A 19,996-nucleotide genomic window follows, 5' to 3' on the forward strand; every position below is an offset into this window, starting at 1 on the left:
CACATACAAAAATGCCAGGCACAAGGCCTGGCATTCGGGTGCAGCGCAAAGCCGGTCAATCAGAACGGCAGCTTCATACCCGGTGGCAGTTGCATGCCAGCGGTCACGCCGCCCATTTTTTCCTGGCTGTTGGCTTCGATCTTGCGCACGGCGTCGTTGACGGCAGCGGCGAACAAGTCTTCCAGCACTTCGCGGTCGTCATCGCTGACGCCCTCGAGCAGGCTGGGGTCGATGCTGACGCGCTTGATGTCGTGACGACCGGTCATCACCACGCTGACCATATCGCCACCGGCTTTACCGGTGACTTCGGCGTTGGCCAGTTCTTCCTGCATCTTGGCCATCTTTTCCTGCATCTGCTGCGCCTGCTTCATCAGGCCGGCCATGCCACCTTTCATCATGGGAATCACCTCAAAAGTACGTGGATCAAATTAGTCGCCCGGTTCATGACGCCTGGGGCGCCGGGGCTTCGACAGGTTCAATAGTATCGTGACGGACGACCGCACCGAACTGTTGCATCATTTGCTGGATAAGCGGATCAGCCTGGATCGACGCCTCGGCGTCGCGCTGGCGGTTCAGACGCCGACGCGTCGCAGCCTGGGCCGGGGTTTCCTGCTCGGGCTTGATCAGCTCGATGGCGATGGTCAGCGTGCGCCCATGGTACTGGTTGAGCGCGTCGTTGAGCCGGCGCTGCTGAGTGGCATTGAACAAGGCACTGTGGGCCGGGTCCAGGTGCAGCAGCCAGTGGTCGCCGTCGATGGTAATCAACGTGCAGTTGGCGGCGATACTGGCAGTCATGCCGGAGATCGGCAATTTTGGAAACAATTCCAGCCATTGCAGGGCCAGGCCGGTGGCCGGAGCGGCGGCAGGCTCCACCTCCGGCTCGGGGGCCGGCTCGGCGGTGTGTTCGCTGGCAAGTTCGTCCAGGTAGCTGTAGGCCGAATCCATGTCCGGCTCGATGTAGTCTTCGTCCAGCGGCGGTTCGTCGTCGAGGTCGATGCCGGGGGTGGCCGCCTCAACCTGGGCGACAGTCGGCTCGGGCACAGGCGCGGATACCCACTCCGGCGCATCCGGCACTACGCTGTCCGGGGTTGGCGTGGGCATGGGGGTCAACTCCGGCTGCTCGCCGGTGGTGTCCAGCACCGGCTCCACGGCGGGCTGTAGCTCCGGCTCGACGGGCGCTTCAACCGGGTCATTCCAGGGCAGATCGACCACCGGGGCGACTTGCGGCTCTGGCTCCGGCTCTGGCTCGACAACCGCTTCAGGCGCGGCCACCGGGGCGGCCACCACAGGCTCGGGAACCGCCGGGGGCGCAGCCACTACTGGCGCAACCACCGCCGCGCCAGCCACTGGTTTGGCGGAATCAACTGTGGCCTGGCTGATCCCCACTGGCTTTAGCGGCTGTCTCGGCGCATCCGCCGAGTCGGCGGGCCGGAAGGCCAGCATCCGCAACAGCACCATTTCGAAGCCCCCCCGCGGGTCCGGCGCCAGGGGCAGGTCACGGCGGCCGATCAGGCCCATCTGGTAATAGAACTGCACATCTTCGGCCGGCAGCGCCTGGGCCAGCGCCAACACGCGGTCGCGGTCGCCATGGCCGTTATCCACACCCTCAGGCAATGCCTGGGCGATCGCGACGCGGTGCAGCACGTTGAGGATTTCCGAGAGCACGCCGTTCCAGTCCGGGCCTTGCTCGGACAAGTGGCGCACGGCTTCGAGCAACGCCTTGGCGTCGCCCTCGATCAGCGCGTGCAGCACGTCGAACACCTGGCCGTGGTCCAGCGTGCCGAGCATGGCGCGCACATCGGCGGCCAGGACCTTGCCTTCACCAAAGGCGATGGCCTGGTCGGTGAGGCTCATGGCATCACGCATCGAGCCATCGGCAGCGCGGCCAAGCAGCCACAGCGCGTCGTCTTCGAACGGTACATTCTCGACGCCCAGCACATGGGTCAAATGCTCGACCACCCGCTCAGGAGTCATGTTCTTCAGGGAGAACTGCAGGCACCGCGACAAAATCGTCGCAGGAAGTTTCTGCGGGTCGGTGGTGGCCAGGATGAATTTGACGTAGGGCGGCGGCTCTTCCAGGGTTTTCAACAGCGCGTTGAAGGAATGGCTGGACAGCATGTGCACTTCGTCGATCAGGTAGACCTTGAAGCGGCCACGGCTCGGCGCGTACTGCACGTTGTCGAGCAGCTCGCGGGTGTCTTCGACCTTGGTGCGGCTCGCGGCGTCGATCTCGATCAGGTCGACGAAACGCCCTTCGTCGATCTCGCGGCACACCGAACAGGTGCCGCAAGGGGTCGATGTGATACCGGTTTCACAATTCAGGCATTTGGCGATGATGCGCGCAATCGTGGTCTTGCCCACCCCGCGCGTACCGGTGAACAGGTAGGCGTGGTGCAGCCGCTGGCTGTCCAAGGCATTGATCAGAGCCTTGAGCACATGGGTCTGGCCGACCATTTCGCGGAACGAGCGCGGGCGCCATTTACGTGCAAGAACCTGATAACTCATCGAAAACCGTCGCAACTGGGAAGCGGAAGCCGGTAATGCTAGCGGAGCAGGGGGGAAATTGCATCCGGCACGCTCATAAAGTCGCCTCCCGCCGGTTTAAATCTTCGGCGCCACCAAGCGTGCGTACTGCTCCTGGCTGATCCAGCCCGTGAACGAACGGTCATCGGCATTGATGAACTCGACCTGCGCCCAGCCTTCCTTGAAGGCCAGCACGCCCACCACATCATTCTTGACGATGTAGGGTCGCTTGGCGGCTTTGGCACCGGGGGCTTTCAACAGGTAAGCCTTGTCGGCCGACACCGTCACCAGGCCGATCCATTTTTTCCTGGCGGTCTGGCTCAGCTCCAGGCCCGTCGCAATCTCTGGCATCAACACATTGATGCAACCAGGGTGCTGACGGCCTTGCTCAACGGTCAGGGTCACGCCGTCGGACGCCGCTGCCACGCTGCCGGGATACGCCACATCGAGCCAGGTGGTCAGCGCCGCGGGCGTGCCCTGCAGAAAAAACCTGCAGCCCCGCGTCACGCCCTCGCCCAGGCTTTCCGAGTAAAACCCTTCGACCTGCTGCTGCGGCGTCACTGCCAGCATCAGCCCTTCGTACTTACCCGAATGCAACGCGGCCGAGCCTGCCAGGGCCGGCACCACGGCGCACAGCGACAACACACCTACCGCCAGAAAACGAATCATCTTATTTCTTCCCTTCCAGTACGTCGTAGGCCTGCTTCATCAGCACGTCGTAATTGCCATAGTCCTCACCGTTATAGTTGCGGGCCATGGCGGTGAAGTCCTTGTTTTTCATCGCACTCATCAACGCGGTATTTTTGCCGCAAAGGGCCAGGTAGGCCTTGAGCTGATTGCCGGCATTCACTTTCATTGACGCCACGAACTCAAATACCGTCTTGAACCCGCACGACGCAAAATTGAACCCCATGATCTGGAACATGCCCCACGAGGCCGACAGCAACGCTGCTTCCTGGTCCAGCGCGAACGCAGTGGCCATGGTTTCCCAGGCCTTGACCTGATCCTTGTTGTTGGCCTGCCACTGCGGGCCGGCTTTTTTCTTGTAGATGTACGACAGCAGCGGGTGCGCCTGATCGTAGATGTGCTTGGTGTATTTGCGAAATTGATGGCCTTCAAAAGCGATGATCGGCAACTTGGCCGGCCCGAAGCCCACCTTCCCGCCCGACTCCACGGTGGCGAATGCCTTGATGACATTCACCGAGATTCCATTGCCCAGCTGCTTGGCGGCATTCTGGAAGTCCGTTTCGCTCAGCGTCGTGCCGCCGTCGCAGGTGGCCAGCATCATCAGCTGCCGGTTACGCCGTTCAGCCTCGATCACCGCACGCACCTGGTTGAGGTAGACATTGACGGTGGCCTGCACCGCGTCGGCATTGTTATTGCCGAAGGCGTTGAGAAAGCTCGGAATACGCGTGGTCGAGAAGGCCTGCACCGGCACCTTCACCGCCTCTTCGATCAAGCTGTTGAACGTGCGCCCGGTGGGGTCGATGACGCCATCGGGGTGGGCATATTTGAGATGACGGAACTGGTACTGGCTGATGCACTGCACCAACTGGCCGTCGCATTTGCCGTTTTCGGGCAGGGGGAAACCCATTTTAGGGATGATCAGGTTGAATAAATACTGGATGCACTGAACATCGGCAGGCAAGTTGCGCGCTTTACCGGGCGCGCCGACCGAGGCACTGATAAGACGAGGCAACCCTTGCAGGCTTTTCATGACAGACATCCTTGTGAGTTAAAGAAGTGAGAGCACTTCAATATCGATCCGCGCCGTTGGCATACGCCGAAACAAGCAGCCGGCGCACGCTAACAAGGTGGTTTGGGGTTGTCCAGAGGGGGTTTGGAAAGTTGTGAATCAGCCAGGGTAAATCACTCAGTAGCCATGCACGTCACGGGTCTTCTGGTACTGGTGGTAGTCGATCCACTCGACCACGTCATAGGGCAGATAAAGCTGCGTTGTGGCCCGGGAAATGGCGATATACACCGCGCACAGGCGCTGATCGAACGCATAGGCGTCCTTGAATTTCACATTGGTCAACAGCTCAGGCGTGAGCAACACCCGATCGAATTCCATGCCGCCAGCGTCCTGGGCCAGCATCAATAAACAGCGCTCGCCCGGATGGCCGCTGAGCCTGTTCAAGCGGGTCACGTCGGCAACGTTGAAGCCTTTTTCCAGCTCGGCCTCGACCCACAGGAATGCCTCATCGAACCGGCACGCGTCGCGCACTTGCTGCCAGTCGGCCAGATCGCTGAAAAACGGATGGGGCCCGCGGTCACTGTGCTCGCTGCCATAAAACTCTGGCTTGAACAGCGCGATGACGGTGTCCATGAAGTGCTTGAGGTCCTGCTGCGCTTCATTGCTGGGAAAGGCACAGGCACAGCGCTCTTCGCTCAGTTGGATGAGCCATTTCATGGTGTCCCAGTGGGACGCGGTCAGCACCACGCAGCCAGGTGGCGGTACGAAGCCCTGGGGATACAGCTCGATACTGACGTCAGCGTCTCGCGCACCCTCGAAGAGCACCTTGCTTTTCTCCGAATGCTGGCTGATCAGCGGATTGACCAGGCGCTCGACATTGCGCCCGGAACGCACGGAGTAGCTCACCTGCATGTGGCGAACCTCACGGGCACGCCTGACCATCACCCCGCTGGCCTGCTGATACTCATCGCCCAGGGTGATCAGCACCTGGCGACCGCGTTCGATGATTTGCAGCAAGGGCGCCGGAATGTCCTGGCTCTCGTCAATCAGCACATGGGTATAGCGATCAGGCACCACACTGCCCGCCAGGCTTGCGCGCTTGATCATCAGCAATGCTTCGAACCCGGTGTGGCTGCTCCAGGCCGCATTCGCCTCCAGGTAGCCCCATAACCGGCTGGAATATTCGACCAACGCCTGGGCATCGACGGAGGACAGCGGTTGCTTGAAATGCGGCAGATGCTTGGCCGACAGGCTGTAATCCCAGGAGCGGCAGTAGCTTTCAAGCACCTTGAGGCACACATCCAGCACCGCCTGCCCTTCCAGACGACGAAAACCGAAGATATTCAGTTGCTGGGCCAGTGCCTGTTTGCTCGGGATGCGCACTTGCGCATTCACCGGCTGTGGCCTGGGGCCATGCAACAAGGCATGCGCGAACGCCTGGAAGGTATGCCCGGCCTTTCGCTCCCGCGTACCCACCATGCGTGCGCGCAGGGTTTCGAGCTTGGCCGGTGTACGTGCCAGCAGCAGGGTCTTTTCGGGGCGTAAGTGCTCCATCAGCGCCACCAGCAGGTGACTCTTGCCAATGCCGGCGTACCCCTGGACGTGCAGGTCTTCGTTCAGGTTGGCGCGAAAGGTCCTGACCAGCTTGTCCTGCTCGGCACTCAACCAGCGCTCGCGGTGCCTGGGCGTGACCATCTGCTGGCGGAACGGGTTGTTGGCCTTGAGGTGACGAACTTTGTATTCAACATCCCATTTTCCGTCGGGCAACAGGTAGGTTCGCGCCAGGACTTCATCGGCCAGCAGAAAACGCAACTTCAGGCTCTTGACCACATTCAGGCCGAAGTACAGCTTGCGCGGATCAAACAGCCGCTGCGCTTCCGACAGCAAGCTGACGGTGGCTGAATGCCTGGCATCCACCGCCCAGCCAATGAGCTTGGCCAGCACCCGTTCAGCGCCCACCGCACTCAATTCGTTTTCCGGCATTTGCGCAAGATTCTGGATCACCAGCACCGCTGCCAGCTCTGGCTCGCTCAGGGCTACGAGCGCATTGGCAGCGTCGGCGCCCAACAAACCCGCACAGGTTTCATCCGTGATTGGCAGGAATACAGGGCTGGATAGATCAAAATGTTCCGAATGCATACAGCCTCATAGCCAGGGGAGAAACGCTTGGGAGTATGCCACTCGCGGTGAAATAGCCGTCATGAACTGTGCAACAAGCGTCACAGATGATTGGCTGGGGATATGGATTCAGAGAAGGGTACTACAGGAAGGAGCGTTATGGAGGCAACCCCACCAGCCACACCCCGGCACACAATGTTCCCGCTGTGGCTGCTGCCTTCCGGCTCTGACCAGGTTCACGGGTAATCGTTGCGGGGGGACCGATGGGGTCACCATAACGACGCTCGCCTCTCGGCAAGCGGGGCCATTGTACCGATCTGATCGGAAGTTACAACCGTAAAAAATGAGAAGCTTCAAGTACTTGCCATGGCCGTCAACCACACTGCTATCCAATGTGGGAGGGGGCTTGCTCCCGATGGCGGTGGGTCAGCCACTGATGAGTAGACTGACACTCCGTCATCGGGAGCAAGCCCCCTCCCACACTGGCTGATCATTGTGCCTGTAGGACCTCATCGGCCCGGCCGCCCTCTTCCTGGATCACCAGGTGGATGAAGTGCAGCTTGGCGATCACCGCTGGCGGCAGCACGAAGGGGTAAAAGTCCGGCTGGCCCATGCTGCGCGACAATTCGTTGAGCATACCGGCCAGTTCGATCCAGGCGTTGACGAAGGAGAGGAACGCCGCACCGCCAGGGTGCTCAGGGTCGTACAGCGTGGTCAGGGGGAACGGCTGGTAATCCAGGTCCATCTCGCGGGCGCTCATGCCGAAGCCCAAGGCGGTGTCGACCGCGTCCATCATGTGCAGGTAATGCGCCCAGGTTTCGGCCCAATCTTCCCAAGGGTGCATGGTCGCGTAGGCGCTGACGCAGTTTTGCTGCCAGTCCTGGCGGGGCCCGTTCTGGTAGTGCTGGTCGAGCGCGTCGGCGTAACTGGCGCGCTCGTCGCCGAACAGCCTGCGAAACGGCTCAAGCCAGTGGCTGCCTGCGATCAGGCGATCCCAGTAATAGTGGCCGACCTCATGGCGAAAATGCCCGAGCAACGTTCGGTAGGGCTCGCGCATCTGCACGCGAATCTTTTCACGATGGGCGTCGTCGGCTTCCTTGATATCGAGGGTGATCAGGCCGTTGGCGTGTCCGGTAGTGGGCGCATTGCCTTGCAGGTCGACGCCGACGAAATCGAACGCCAGGCCGGTGTCTTCGTCGACGCGCTTGGGCACCACCTGCAGGCCCAGGCTGATCAGTTGCGCCACCAGTCGACGCTTGGCGGTTTCCACCTTGCGCCAGCGCTCGGGGTTTTCCGGCACGGACAAGTCGGGAATGGTGCGGTTGAGGCTGCAGGCCACGCACAAGGGAAAGGTGCTGTGCGCCGGGATCAGCCAGTTGCAGGCGGCCGGGGTCTCGAGGTTGGCGCACCGGCGAAAGGCGCCGGCGTCGAGGTTGTCGTCCATCAGCCAGGTGCCGACGGCGGGGCCGGGCTGCAGTGAGGACAGGCGGCTTTGCCAGGGGTGATAGCCCAGCAGAGCCGAGCAGGCCAGGCACTGGCTGTTGCGAAAGAACAACGACTGGCCGCAGCGGCATTGCCATACCTTGCTGTTACGCGAAGATCCGGCCATGAACGGTGCAGCGATGCGCGAGCTGAGCTGGTCGAAGTAGCGGAACATGGCGATCTTTCCCTGGGGGCTGACTGAGACTAGATCATTTCCCTGGCAGGATCGTTCCCACGCTCAGCGTGGGAATGCATACGGTGACGCTCTGCGTCATGCCTTGGAAGAGCAGACGCGGAGCGTCCGGGGTGGCATTCCCACGCGGAGCGTGGGAACGATCGTCATACGGGTATGTTGTGTTTGGCCAGGAACGCGACGAAGGCCTCCTCGTCCAGCACTTTAAGCCCCAGTTCGCTGGCTTTGGCCAACTTGGAACCAGCGCCGGGCCCGGCCACCACGCAATGGGTCTTGGCCGAAACGGAACCGGCCACCTTGGCGCCGAGGCTTTCCAGCTTGTCCTTGGCCACGTCGCGGCTCATCAACTCCAGGGAGCCGGTGAGCACCCAGGTGTGCCCGGCTTCCGGCAGGCCTTCGACGACCTTCTTCTCGCTCTGCCAGTGCATGCCGAAGTCTTTGAGCTGCTGCTCGATGGCCAGGGCATGGCGGGCGTTGTCCGGATTGTCGAAGAACTCACGCACGGCCTTGGCCTGTTTCTCGGGCAGGGCCTGGCGCATGTCCAGCCAGTCGGCCTTGATCACGCCTTCGAGGCTGCCGAACTTGTCCGCCAGCTTTTGCGCCGCGCCCGGCCCCACGGAGGGCACGTGCAGCTTGTCGAGCAGGCCGCCCAGGGTGGTGCTGGCGGCGAATTCGGCGCTCAGGTCGCCCTGCTCCTGCAATTGCAGGGCGCATTCATCGGGCGAGAGCAGCGCGCCGATCACGTCCTGGTTATGGCTGTCTTCAAAGAAGCTATGGATCTCGTGCGCCACTTCCAGGCCCACGTCCGGCAAGTATGTCAGCACCTCCGGCAAGGCCTTCTGCACACGCTCAAGGGAGGCCAGGGAGCGCGCCAGCACCTTGGCGGTCTCCTCGCCCACATCGGGAATACCCAGGGCGTAGATAAACCGCGCCAGGGTCGGGGTCTTGCTGTTTTCGATGGCGGCGATCAGCTTCTTGCTGGAAACATCGGCGAAACCCTCCAGGTCGATGATCTGCTCGTACTTGAGCTTGTAGAGGTCGGCGGGCGAGCCGATGAGTTTTTCATCCACCAGTTGCTCGATGGTCTTGTCGCCCAGGCCGTCGATGTCCATGGCGCGGCGCGAGACGAAATGAATGATCGCCTGCTTGAGCTGCGCGCCACAGGCCAGGCGCCCGACGCAGCGGTACACCGCGCCCTCGCTGACGGTTTCCTTGCCCTTGCTGCGCTTGACCAGCTGCGTGCGCTCCACATGGGAGCCGCATACCGGGCAGTGCTCGGGGATCTGCACGGCGCGGGCGTGCTCCGGGCGACGCTCGGCCACCACCGACACCACCTGCGGGATCACATCCCCGGCGCGGCGGATGATCACCGTGTCGCCGATCATCAGGCCCAGGCGCGCCACTTCGTCCATGTTGTGCAGGGTGGCGTTGGACACGGTCACGCCCGCGACCTTGACCGGCTTCAAACGCGCCACGGGCGTGACGGCGCCGGTGCGGCCGACCTGGAATTCCACGTCGAGCAACTCGGTAAGCTCTTCCATGGCCGGGAATTTATGCGCAATGGCCCAGCGCGGCTCGCGGGCGCGGAAGCCCAGTTCACGCTGGGAGGCGATGCTGTTGACCTTGAACACCACGCCGTCGATTTCATACGACAGGCTGTTACGCCGCGCGCCGATGTCGCGGTAGTAGTCCAGGCATTCCTGAATGCCCTTGGCCAGTTTCAGCTCATGACTGATCGGCATGCCCCACTTCTGCAACTGCTTGAGGTTACCGATATGGGTGTCACTGATATCCGCCGTCACCTGGCCGATGCCATAGCAGCAGAATTCCAGCGGGCGGCTGGCGGTGATCTTCGAATCCAGTTGGCGCAGGCTGCCGGCGGCCGCATTGCGCGGGTTGGCGAAGGTTTTGCCGCCAACCTCCAGTTGCGAGGCGTTCAGGCGTTCGAACCCGGCCTTGGACATGAACACTTCACCGCGCACCTCCAAGGTGGCCGGCCAGCCGCTGCCGTGCAGCTTCAACGGGATGTTACGCACGGTGCGCACGTTGACGCTGATGTCTTCGCCGGTGGTGCCATCGCCTCGGGTCGCGCCGCGTACCAGCTCGCCGTCCTGATACAGCAGGCTGACCGCCAGGCCGTCCAGCTTCGGCTCGCAGCTGTATTCGACGCTGGCGAACAGGTCACCGGCCGGCAGGTCCAGCCCCTCGGTCACCCGCCGATCGAATTCGAGCATGGTCGCTTCATCGAAGGCGTTGCCCAGGCTGAGCATGGGGATTTCATGCCTGACTTGGGTGAACGCCGACAGCGCCGCACTGCCGACCCGCTGCGTCGGCGAATCACGCGTCACCAGTTCCGGATGCTCGGCCTCCAGGGCCTTGAGCTCATGGAACAAGCGGTCGTACTCGACGTCCGGAATGCTCGGTTCGTCGAGGACGTGGTAGCGGTAGTTGTGCTGATCCAGTTCAGCGCGCAGTTCAAGGATGCGGGTATGGGCGGCGGTCATGGGTGTTCTCTCATAAAGCAAAAGAGCAGCCGAAGCTGCTCAATATGTTAGTGCGCTTATTCTACTGACAACGCCGAAGCGCAATCCTCAGCGTTTCTGTGTCAGGGCGCGACGCTCGAACTCGACGATGCGCTGACGGTAATGCTCGATAGTCTGGGCGGTGAGCACGCTGCGCTGGTCGTCCTTGAGCTCGCCGTTCAGTTCCTGGGACAGCTTGCGCGCTGCAGCCACCATCACATCGAACGCTTGTTTCGGGTGACGCGGGCCTGGCAGGCCGAGGAAGAAACTGACCGCCGGGGTGCTGAACAGGTCGATATCGTCCAGGTCGAACGTGCCCGGCTTGACCGCGTTGGCCATGGAGAACAGCACTTCGCCGTTACCCGCCATGCTTTCGTGACGGTGGAAAATATCCATCTCGCCAAAGCGCAGGCCACTTTCAAGGATATTCTGCAACAGCGCCGGGCCTTTGAAGCCACCGGCATCGCGGCAGATCACACTGATCACCAGCACTTCTTCGGCGGCCGGCTGATCGTTGACCGACTGGCGCGGGGCGTTCTTGCCGGCGTTTTCATCCGGGAAGTCATCGTCGCGGCTGCTGAAGCTCGGGCCTTCGTCGACATCGAGGTTCAAGTCGCCCTGATGCGGCTCGGCCACGCCAGCACTGCCGCGCTTGCCGCGCTTGGACGACGGCTCACGGGCCTCACGCACCGGCGCGCTCATCGACGGCAGGTCGTGCTCGTCCAGTTGCGGTTCCTTGTGGGTATCCAACACACGGGGAGGCCCCAGCAACTCGGCGTTGCCGTCGTCGTCCGGCAAGTTGGACAGGTTTCGGTCCAGGCGGAATTTAAGCTTGCCCTTGCCACCGCGCATGCGGCGCCAGCCATCAAAAAGAATACCGGCAATGACAATGATGCCGATGACGATCAGCCACTCGCGCAGACCGATTTCCATGTAATCCCGTGCCTCTATAAAAAATGCTGAAAAATAAGGGGTTTAGCACCGTGCAAACCGCTTTAAAACGTGGCGCCAACTCTATGTTCTGACTGACGTTTTGCCCACGCATACGAAAAATTGACATTAAACTAGCACGACCAAAGATAACTTTACACCGTCTGTCAAAATGCCTTGAACAAATATGTCCATTTGCCACTTTTGCCAAACCGGTAAATCGCCCTACGGCGTGCCGTAAAAATTCCTTCCTGCCTTACCTCAGGATTCCACCATCTTCATCGCTTCTTCTACATCCACCGCCACCAAACGCGAACAGCCTGGCTCGTGCATCGTCACGCCCATCAACTGATCGGCCATTTCCATGGCGATCTTGTTGTGGGTGATATAGATGAACTGCACGGTCTGGGACATCTCCTTGACCAGCCGAGCGTAGCGTCCAACGTTAGCGTCATCCAGCGGTGCGTCAACTTCGTCGAGCATGCAGAACGGTGCCGGGTTCAGCTTGAAAATGGCAAATACCAGCGCCAGCGCCGTCAGGGCCTTTTCGCCGCCGGACAACAAATGGATGGTGCTGTTCTTCTTGCCCGGAGGCCGCGCCATGATCGTTACCCCTGTATCGAGTAGATCTTCGCCCGTCAGTTCCAAGTAGGCGCTGCCACCACCGAAAACTTTTGGGAATAACGCCTGTAAACCGCCATTAATCTGATCAAAGGTATCCTTGAAGCGGTTGCGGGTCTCCTTGTCGATCTTGCGGATCACGTTTTCCAGGGTGTCGAGGGCTTCGACCAGGTCGGCGTCCTGGGCATCCAGATAACGCTTGCGCTCGGACTGCTGCTGGTACTCATCGATGGCCGCGAGGTTGATCGCACCGAGTCGCTGGATACGCGCGGCAATCCGCTCAAGTTCTTCTTCGGCGTCTTTTTCGTTGGCCTGGGCGGTCAGTGTGTTGAGCACGCCGTGCAGGTCATAACCATCTTCCAGCAGTTGATCCTGCAAGGTCTTGCGGCGCACGGTCAGGGCTTGCCATTCCATGCGCTGTTGTTCGAGCTGGCCGCGAATCAACTGGGACTGCTGCTCGGCCACGGTGCGGCGCTTTTCGGCGTCGCGCAGTTCGCGGTCGGCGTCTTCCAGGGCGATCTGCGCGGTCTTGAGTTCTTCGTCGACGCTCATGCGTTTGTCGAGCAGTTCTTCAAGCTTGAGGCGCAGCTCTTCAAGGGGCGCTTCGCCCTCCTCCAGGTTGAGGCTCAGTTGCTCGCGCTTCTCGGTGAGGCGTTCCGATTGCATCTCCAGGCGCTCGAGGGCCTGGCGCGTGGAATCATGTTGGGCACGCAACGAGCCCAGGCGCACCGCCAACTGGTGAGCGTGGTCTTTGTGCTGACGGGCTTCCTGGCGCACGCGGTCGAGGCGTTCGCGCAGGCTGTCGCGCTGGGCCAGCAGCAGTTCGCGCTGCTCGGTGTCCAGGGCCATGCTGTCGAGGGCTTCCTGCAGGTGCAGGCGCGCTTCGCCGACCTGTTCATGCTCCAGGGCGCGCTGTTCGCCCATCTCGGCGACTTCTTCGTCAAGGCGGGAGCGGCGCAGGGTCAGCTGTTCGACCTTGGCCTTGCTCGCCGACAGCTGGGCTTTGAGTTCGCCTTGCTGGCGCGCCTCGTCCTGCAACAGGCGGCGCAGGTGTTCGCGGCCGGTCTCTTGCTGGCGCTGGGTAGCGCGCAGGGTTTGCAGTTCGGTTTCCAGGCTTTCCAGGGTGGCTTCGCGCTCTTCACGCTCGGCGCTCAGGTTGACGATTTCCTGGCCACGGGCCAATACGCCACTTTCAGCTTCGCTGGCGCGGCGCACGCGCAGAAAGTGCCGGCCGACCCAGTAACCGTCGCGGCTGATCAGGCTTTCGCCGGTCGCTAACTGGCCGCGTTGGGCCAGGGCCTGCTCAAGGGTCTCCACGGGTTTGACCTGGCCCAGCCACGGCGACAGGTCAATCGCCGCCTCGACCTTGTCCAGCAGGCTGCCCGGCACGCGCGTGCCATCGGCAGCCGGGCTGAGCAGGCGCAAGTCACCCTGGGCGAAACCGGCCAGGTCGAAGCCGCCAAAATCATCCACCAGCACCGCTTGCAGGTCGGCGCCCAACACGGTTTCCACCGCCAGCTCCCAACCGGCTTCTACTTTCAAACCCTCGGCCAGGCGCGGGCGTTCGGCCAGGTGCTGGTCGCGCAGCCATTCGGCGGTGCCGGTGCCAGGGTCCAGCGCGGCTTGCTGCAAGGCTTCGAGCGATGCCAGCCGCCCGTTGAGCCGCTGCAAATCGCCCTGGGCCTGCTGCTGCGCCTGGGTTGCGGTGTGCAGTTGCTGGCGCAATTGCTCCAGGCGTTCCACTTGCTGCGCTTCGCTGGCTTCGAGCTCTTCCAGGGTCATTTCGCTTTCGGCCAGTTGCTCGCTCAACTGCAGGATCGCCGCGTCTTCCGGGTCGGCGGCGAGCAACACGCGCTCTTCCTGCAGACGGCGCTGACGCTCGGCCAAACGCTCCATGCTGGTTTCCAGTTGCTGGATACGCGACTGCTGCACCTCGGCCTGGCGCCGCGGTTCGGCGGATTTGAGGTTGAACGTGTCCCACTGCTCCTGCCAGCCGTGCATGCTGGTTTCGGCCTCTTCCAACGCCGCCGCGGCTTCTTCGGCGGCGGCGCTGGTGATTTCCTGCTCGGGGGTGAGCATGTCCAGCTCTTCGCCCAGGGTCAGCAGCAAGGTACGGTCGTGGCCCAGGTGCGATTCGGTCTCCAGGCGCGCGCGTTCGGCTTCTTTCAGATCGTCCTGCAACTGGCGCAGACGCTGCTGGCCGTGCTGGATGCTCTGTTCGACCCGGGCAATATCGCCGCCCACCGAATAGAAGCGCCCCTGCACCAGATTGAAGCGTTCGGACAGCTCATGGTGCCCGTCCCGCAGGCGTTCGATACTGGCGTCGGCGTTGCGCTGCTCGGCCACCAGCGCTTCGAAGCTGACTTCCTGGGTGCCGATGATCGCCTCGCGCTGGCCGACCTGATCGTTCAACGCCTGCCAGCGCAGGGCCGACAATTGGGCCTTGAGCTGGCGCTCTTCGGCCTTGTATTCCTGATACTTCTCGGCGGCCTGGGCCTGGCGGTGCAGGCGCTCCAGCTGGCGCTCCAGTTCTTCGCGCAGGTCGGTCAGGCGGGCGAGGTTTTCATGGGTGCGGCGGATGCGGTTTTCGGTCTCGCGGCGGCGCTCCTTGTATTTGGAGATGCCGGCCGCTTCCTCGATGAAATTGCGCAGGTCTTCGGGCTTGGCTTCGATCAGCTTGGAGATCATGCCCTGCTCGATGATCGAGTAGCTGCGCGGGCCCAGGCCTGTGCCGAGGAAGATATCGGTGATGTCGCGTCGACGGCATTTGGTGCCGTTGAGGAAGTAACTGTTCTGGCTGTCGCGCGTGACTTTACGGCGGATGGAGATTTCCGCGTAGGCCGCGTATTCGCCGACCAGGGTACCGTCGGAGTTGTCGAACACCAGTTCGATGCTGGCCTGGCTCACCGGCTTGCGGCTGGTGGAGCCGTTGAAGATGACGTCGGTCATCGACTCGCCGCGCAGGTTTTTCGCCGAGCTCTCGCCCATCACCCAACGGACGGCGTCGATGATGTTCGACTTGCCGCAGCCATTGGGCCCGACCACCGCCGCCATATTACTGGGGAAGTTCACCGTGGTCGGGTCGACGAAGGATTTGAACCCCGCCAATTTGATGCACTTGAGCCGCACGCTTAGGCGTCCGCCAACGCTGCGATCACCAGCGAGCTGCTGCGCTGGCAGTAAGCCGACAACACCAGGCGGATCTGCGCCAGGTCACGGGCCAGCACGGCAGCGAGCAGCTGTTCGAACAGCGCCAGGTACTCGCTCATTTCCGCCTTGCGCTGCTCCAGGGCCAAATAATAGGCACGGTTCATCGCCGGCTGCAGGTTCTCGACGGTTTCCTGCAGATATGGGTTGTTGGCGAAGGGGTACGCGGCGCGCATCACATTGAAGCTTTCTTCGACGAAGGCGCGGATGTCCTGGCGCTCATAGCTGGCCATCAGGCGCTGCTGGATTTGCAGGAAGGGCGCCATGTCGGCCTGGGTCTGCCAGCCTTCGGCAACCGCATTGCCGAGCAGGATGTACATCTCGCCCATCAACGTGCACAGGCTCTGCACTTTGTGTGCGCTGAGTTCGGTGACGTGGGCGCCACGGCGCGGCAGGATCGCGATCAAGTGCCGGCGCTCGAGGATCAGCAGGGCTTCGCGCACGGAACCACGGCTGACATTCAGCGCCAGCGTGACTTTCTGTTCCTGGATCCGCTCCCCAGGCTTGAGATCGCCGCGAATGATACGTTCGGCGAGGTGGTGAGCGATTTGCTCGGCGAGACTGTCCGGCGCCTTGAACGTCATGTTTTCCCTTCAAAATCTGCTATCGGTACAAGCGCGGCAGTGTAGCGCATTGGCCCGCTGATGGCGCTACGCCCACGGTGGCGAATTTGGCATGAAACACGCAAGCCTGGAAAGCCACAAGCCCCTGAAAACACCGGTTCCAGAAGACTGAACCATAATTGAATAGGTTGTGACCGCAGTTTCTTGACCCTTAGGTCAGAAAATCATTGACCGAAAAGTCAGACATGACTAGATTCGGCGCAAAGCGGTTAACAACAATAATGAATCTGCGAGGCCTTCCGTGATCCAGTTTTTACTTAACCAGGAACTCCGTAGCGAGCACGCCCTGGACCCCAACCTGACCGTGCTCAACTATTTGCGTGAGCATGTGGGCAAATCCGGCACCAAGGAAGGCTGCGCCAGCGGCGACTGTGGTGCATGCACCGTGGTGGTCGGCGAGTTGCACCGCAACGATCAAGGCGTCGAGCAGATTCGTTATCGCAGCCTCAATTCGTGCCTGACCTTTGTCTCGTCGCTGCACGGCAAGCAACTGATCAGCGTCGAGGACCTCAAGCACCAGGGCCAACTGCACAGCGTGCAACAGGCGATGGTTGAGTGCCACGGTTCACAGTGCGGCTTCTGCACCCCGGGTTTCGTGATGTCGTTGTTTGCCCTGCAAAAGAACAGCGACGCCCCCGACAGCCAGAAAGCCCATGAGGCCCTGGCCGGCAATCTGTGCCGTTGCACCGGCTATCGCCCGATTCTGGCCGCCGCCGCACAGGCCTGCTGCAACAAGCCTCAGGACCAGTTCGACAGCCGCGCCGCCCAGACCATCGCGCAGCTCAAGGCCATTGCGCCGACGCAAACCGGTGAACTCAACAGTGGTGACAAACGCTGCCTGGTGCCGCTGACCGTCGCCGACCTGGCCGACCTCTACGACGCCTATCCACAAGCCCGCCTGCTGGCCGGCGGCACCGACCTGGCGCTGGAAGTCACCCAGTTCCATCGCACCCTGCCGGTGATGATCTACGTCGGCAATATTGAAGAAATGAAGCGCATCGAATCCTTCGACGACCGCCTGGAAATCGGCGCCGCCACCGCCCTCTCCGACTGCTACGCCGCGCTGCACCACGAATACCCCGACTTCGGCGAATTACTGCATCGCTTCGCCTCGCTGCAGATCCGCAACCAGGGCACCCTCGGCGGCAATATCGGCAACGCCTCGCCGATTGGTGATTCGCCGCCGTTGCTGATCGCTCTTGGAGCACAGATTGTGCTGTGCAAGGGCAATACCCGGCGCACCCTGGCGCTGGAAGACTACTTCATCGACTACCGCGTGACCGCTCGCCAGGACAGCGAATTCATCGAGAAAATCATCGTACCCAAGGGCCACTCACTGTTTCGCGCGTACAAGGTCTCCAAGCGCCTGGAGGATGATATTTCTGCCGTGTGCGCCGCCTTCAACCTCAAGCTCGACAACGGTGTGGTCAGCGAGGCCCGCGTCGCCTTCGGCGGCATGGCCGCCATCCCCAAGCGCGCCAGGCACTGCGAGACGCAGCTGACGGGTGCCACCTGGAACGCCGCCACCGTGGAGAAAGCCTGCGCCGCCCTGGCCGAGGATTTCACCCCGCTCTCGGACTTCCGCGCCAGCAAGGAATACCGCCTGCTCAGTGCGCAGAACCTGCTGCGCAAATACTTCATCGAACTGCAAACGCCGCACATCGAGACTCGGGTGACCGCTTATGTCTAACCATCACGCCGTGGAAAAAACCCAGGCCGAACTGGCCGAACTGTTCGCCCGCGACCTGACCTCCGGGGTCGGCCGCAGCGTCAAGCATGACAGCGCCGCCAAGCATGTCAGCGGTGAGGCGCAATACATCGACGACCGCCTCGAGTTTCCCAACCAGTTGCACCTGTATGCGCGCATGTCCGACCGCGCCCACGCGAAAATCCTCAGCATCGACACCGCGCCCTGCTACGCCTTCGACGGCGTGCGCATCGTGATCACTCACGAAGACGTACCGGGCCTGAAAGACATCGGCCCGCTGATGCCCGGCGATCCGCTGCTGGCCATCGACACCGTGCAGTTCGTCGGCCAGGTGGTACTGGCCGTGGCCGCCCGTGATCTTGAGACCGCCCGCAAAGCGGCCATGGCGGCGGTGATCGAATACCAAGACCTGGAGCCGGTACTGGACGTGGTCGAGGCGTTTCGCAACAAACACTTCGTGCTCGACAGCCACACCCATCAACGCGGTGATTCAGCCGGCGCTTTGGCAGCGGCGAAACACCGCATCCAGGGCACGCTGCACATCGGCGGCCAGGAACATTTCTACCTGGAGACCCAGATTTCCTCGGTGATGCCCACCGAAGACGGCGGGATGATCGTCTACTGCTCCACGCAGAACCCCACCGAAGTGCAGAAGCTTGTCGCCGAAGTGCTCGACGTGTCGATGAACAAGATCGTCGTTGACATGCGCCGCATGGGCGGTGGCTTCGGCGGCAAGGAAACCCAGGCCGCCAGCCCCGCCTGCCTGTGCGCGGTGGTGGCGCGCCTCACCGGCCAGCCGACCAAGATGCGCCTGCCGCGGGTCGAAGACATGCTGATGACCGGCAAGCGCCACCCCTTCTATATCGAATACGACGTGGGCTTCGACGCCGCCGGCCGTTTGCACGGCATCAACCTGGACCTGGCCGGCAACTGCGGCTGTTCGCCAGACTTGTCCAACTCGATTGTCGACCGCGCGATGTTCCATGCCGATAACGCTTATTACCTGGGCGACGCGACGGTGAACGGCCATCGCTGCAAGACCAACACCGCCTCCAACACCGCCTATCGCGGCTTCGGTGGCCCGCAAGGCATGGTCGCCATTGAGGAAGTAATGGACGCCATCGCCCGCCACCTGGCGCTGGACCCGCTGGCGGTGCGCAAGGCCAATTACTATGGCAAGACCGAACGCAACGTCACCCACTACTACCAGACCGTCGAGCACAACATGCTCGAAGAGATGACCGCCGAGCTTGAGGCCAGCAGCCAATATGCCGAGCGCCGCGAAGCGGTCCGCCTGTACAACGCCCACAGCCCGATCCTGAAAAAAGGCCTGGCGCTGACGCCGGTCAAATTCGGCATCTCGTTTACCGCCAGCTTTCTCAACCAGGCCGGTGCGCTGATCCACATCTACACCGACGGCAGCATTCACCTGAACCATGGCGGTACCGAAATGGGCCAAGGCCTGAATACCAAGGTCGCCCAGGTGGTGGCCGAAGTGTTCCAGGTCGACATCGACCGCGTGCAGATCACCGCCACCAATACCGACAAGGTGCCCAACACCTCGCCGACGGCGGCCTCCAGCGGCGCCGACCTGAACGGCAAGGCCGCGCAGAATGCCGCCGAAACCATCAAGCAGCGCCTGGTGGAATTTGCCGCGCGCAAGTACGACGTCAGCGAGGCGGACGTGGAATTTCGCAACGGTCATGTGCGCGTGCGTGAACAGATCCTGAGCTTCGAGGCGCTGATCCAGCAGGCGTATTTCGCTCAGGTCTCGCTGTCGAGCACCGGCTTCTACAAAACCCCGAAGATCTTCTACGACCGCAGCCAGTCACGCGGGCGGCCGTTCTACTACTTCGCCTTTGGCGCGGCGTGCTGTGAAGTGATCGTCGACACCCTGACCGGCGAATACAAGATGCTGCGCACCGACATCCTCCACGACGTCGGCGCCTCGCTGAACCCGGCCATCGACATCGGCCAGGTGGAAGGCGGGTTTATCCAGGGCATGGGCTGGCTGACCATGGAAGAGCTGGTGTGGAACAACAAGGGCAAGCTGCTCACCAACGGCCCGGTCAGCTACAAGATCCCGGCCGTGGCGGACATGCCGCTGGACCTGCGGGTCAAGCTGGTGGAAAACCGCAAGAACCCGGAGGACACGGTGTTCCATTCCAAAGCCGTGGGTGAACCGCCGTTCATGCTCGGGATTGCCTCGTGGTGCGCGATCAAGGATGCGGTGGCGAGCCTGGGTGACTATCGGCATCAACCCAGGATCGATGCGCCGGCTACGCCGGAGCGGGTGTTGTGGGGGTGTGAGCAGATGCGGCAGTTGCAAACAAACGCCACTCAAGCTGCAACCGAGCTGGCTTGATCGTTCCC

General features: G+C 61.9%; 12 protein-coding genes and 1 other RNA gene. 2 read left to right on the forward strand and 11 right to left on the reverse strand.

Features of this window, described 5'->3' with window-relative positions:
- Nucleotides 1-59: 59 nt before the first annotated feature.
- The 11 genes from C4J84_RS18330 to C4J84_RS18380 all read right to left on the reverse strand — a co-directional run bounded on the left by C4J84_RS18330 (nucleotide 60) and on the right by C4J84_RS18380 (nucleotide 15,876).
- Nucleotides 60-398: a YbaB/EbfC family nucleoid-associated protein gene (locus C4J84_RS18330; protein WP_124363899.1), complete on the reverse strand. Its 339-nt coding sequence runs from the start codon at nucleotides 396-398 to the stop codon at nucleotides 60-62.
- 43 nt (nucleotides 399-441) lie between these two features.
- Entirely contained in the window at nucleotides 442-2,505 is a 2,064-nt protein-coding gene (gene dnaX / locus C4J84_RS18335; protein ID WP_124435894.1) for a DNA polymerase III subunit gamma/tau, read from the reverse strand.
- 96 nt (nucleotides 2,506-2,601) lie between these two features.
- A complete protein-coding gene (locus C4J84_RS18340; RefSeq protein ID WP_124435895.1) occupies nucleotides 2,602-3,192 on the reverse strand; it encodes a hypothetical protein in 591 nt (196 codons plus the stop codon).
- Between the two features lies 1 nt (nucleotide 3,193).
- On the reverse strand, nucleotides 3,194-4,240 hold the full coding sequence (locus C4J84_RS18345) for an N-acetylmuramidase family protein (RefSeq protein ID WP_124435896.1): 1,047 nt from the start codon (nucleotides 4,238-4,240) through the stop codon (nucleotides 3,194-3,196).
- Nucleotides 4,241-4,396: 156 nt separating this feature from the next.
- On the reverse strand, nucleotides 4,397-6,358 hold the full coding sequence (locus tag C4J84_RS18350) for a hypothetical protein (protein ID WP_124435897.1): 1,962 nt from the start codon (nucleotides 6,356-6,358) through the stop codon (nucleotides 4,397-4,399).
- 148 nt (nucleotides 6,359-6,506) lie between these two features.
- An RNA gene (gene ffs / locus C4J84_RS18355) (signal recognition particle sRNA small type) lies at nucleotides 6,507-6,603 on the reverse strand.
- A 224-nt stretch (nucleotides 6,604-6,827) separates the two neighbouring features.
- Nucleotides 6,828-7,994, reverse strand: a complete 1,167-nt coding sequence (locus C4J84_RS18360) for a putative zinc-binding metallopeptidase (protein ID WP_124371501.1) — start codon at nucleotides 7,992-7,994, stop codon at nucleotides 6,828-6,830.
- A 164-nt stretch (nucleotides 7,995-8,158) separates the two neighbouring features.
- A complete protein-coding gene (gene ligA / locus C4J84_RS18365; RefSeq protein ID WP_124371502.1) occupies nucleotides 8,159-10,516 on the reverse strand; it encodes an NAD-dependent DNA ligase LigA in 2,358 nt (785 codons plus the stop codon).
- A gap of 87 nt (nucleotides 10,517-10,603) precedes the next feature.
- The gene (zipA, locus tag C4J84_RS18370; RefSeq protein WP_124371503.1) at nucleotides 10,604-11,467 is read right to left on the reverse strand and encodes a cell division protein ZipA; all 864 of its coding nucleotides are present in this window, start codon (nucleotides 11,465-11,467) and stop codon (nucleotides 10,604-10,606) included.
- A 258-nt stretch (nucleotides 11,468-11,725) separates the two neighbouring features.
- Nucleotides 11,726-15,214 carry a chromosome segregation protein SMC gene (gene smc, locus C4J84_RS18375; RefSeq protein WP_124435898.1) on the reverse strand — a complete coding sequence of 1,163 codons (3,489 nt, stop codon included), beginning with the start codon at nucleotides 15,212-15,214 and terminating at the stop codon, nucleotides 11,726-11,728.
- Nucleotides 15,215-15,216: 2 nt separating this feature from the next.
- Complete coding sequence (locus C4J84_RS18380; RefSeq protein WP_124435899.1) at nucleotides 15,217-15,876, reverse strand: GntR family transcriptional regulator; 660 nt, start codon at nucleotides 15,874-15,876, stop codon at nucleotides 15,217-15,219.
- A 280-nt stretch (nucleotides 15,877-16,156) separates the two neighbouring features.
- Here C4J84_RS18380 and xdhA point away from each other — a divergent pair, with 280 nt between their 5' ends.
- Complete coding sequence (gene xdhA / locus C4J84_RS18385) at nucleotides 16,157-17,605, forward strand: xanthine dehydrogenase small subunit (protein WP_124435900.1); 1,449 nt, start codon at nucleotides 16,157-16,159, stop codon at nucleotides 17,603-17,605.
- Nucleotides 17,598-19,988 carry a xanthine dehydrogenase molybdopterin binding subunit gene (xdhB, locus tag C4J84_RS18390; RefSeq protein WP_124371507.1) on the forward strand — a complete coding sequence of 797 codons (2,391 nt, stop codon included), beginning with the start codon at nucleotides 17,598-17,600 and terminating at the stop codon, nucleotides 19,986-19,988. The genes xdhA and xdhB overlap by 8 nt, the downstream gene beginning before the upstream one ends.
- Nucleotides 19,989-19,996: the final 8 nt, after the last annotated feature.

This window comes from Pseudomonas sp. R11-23-07 (genome assembly GCF_003852295.1).
GTDB lineage: Bacteria > Pseudomonadota > Gammaproteobacteria > Pseudomonadales > Pseudomonadaceae > Aquipseudomonas.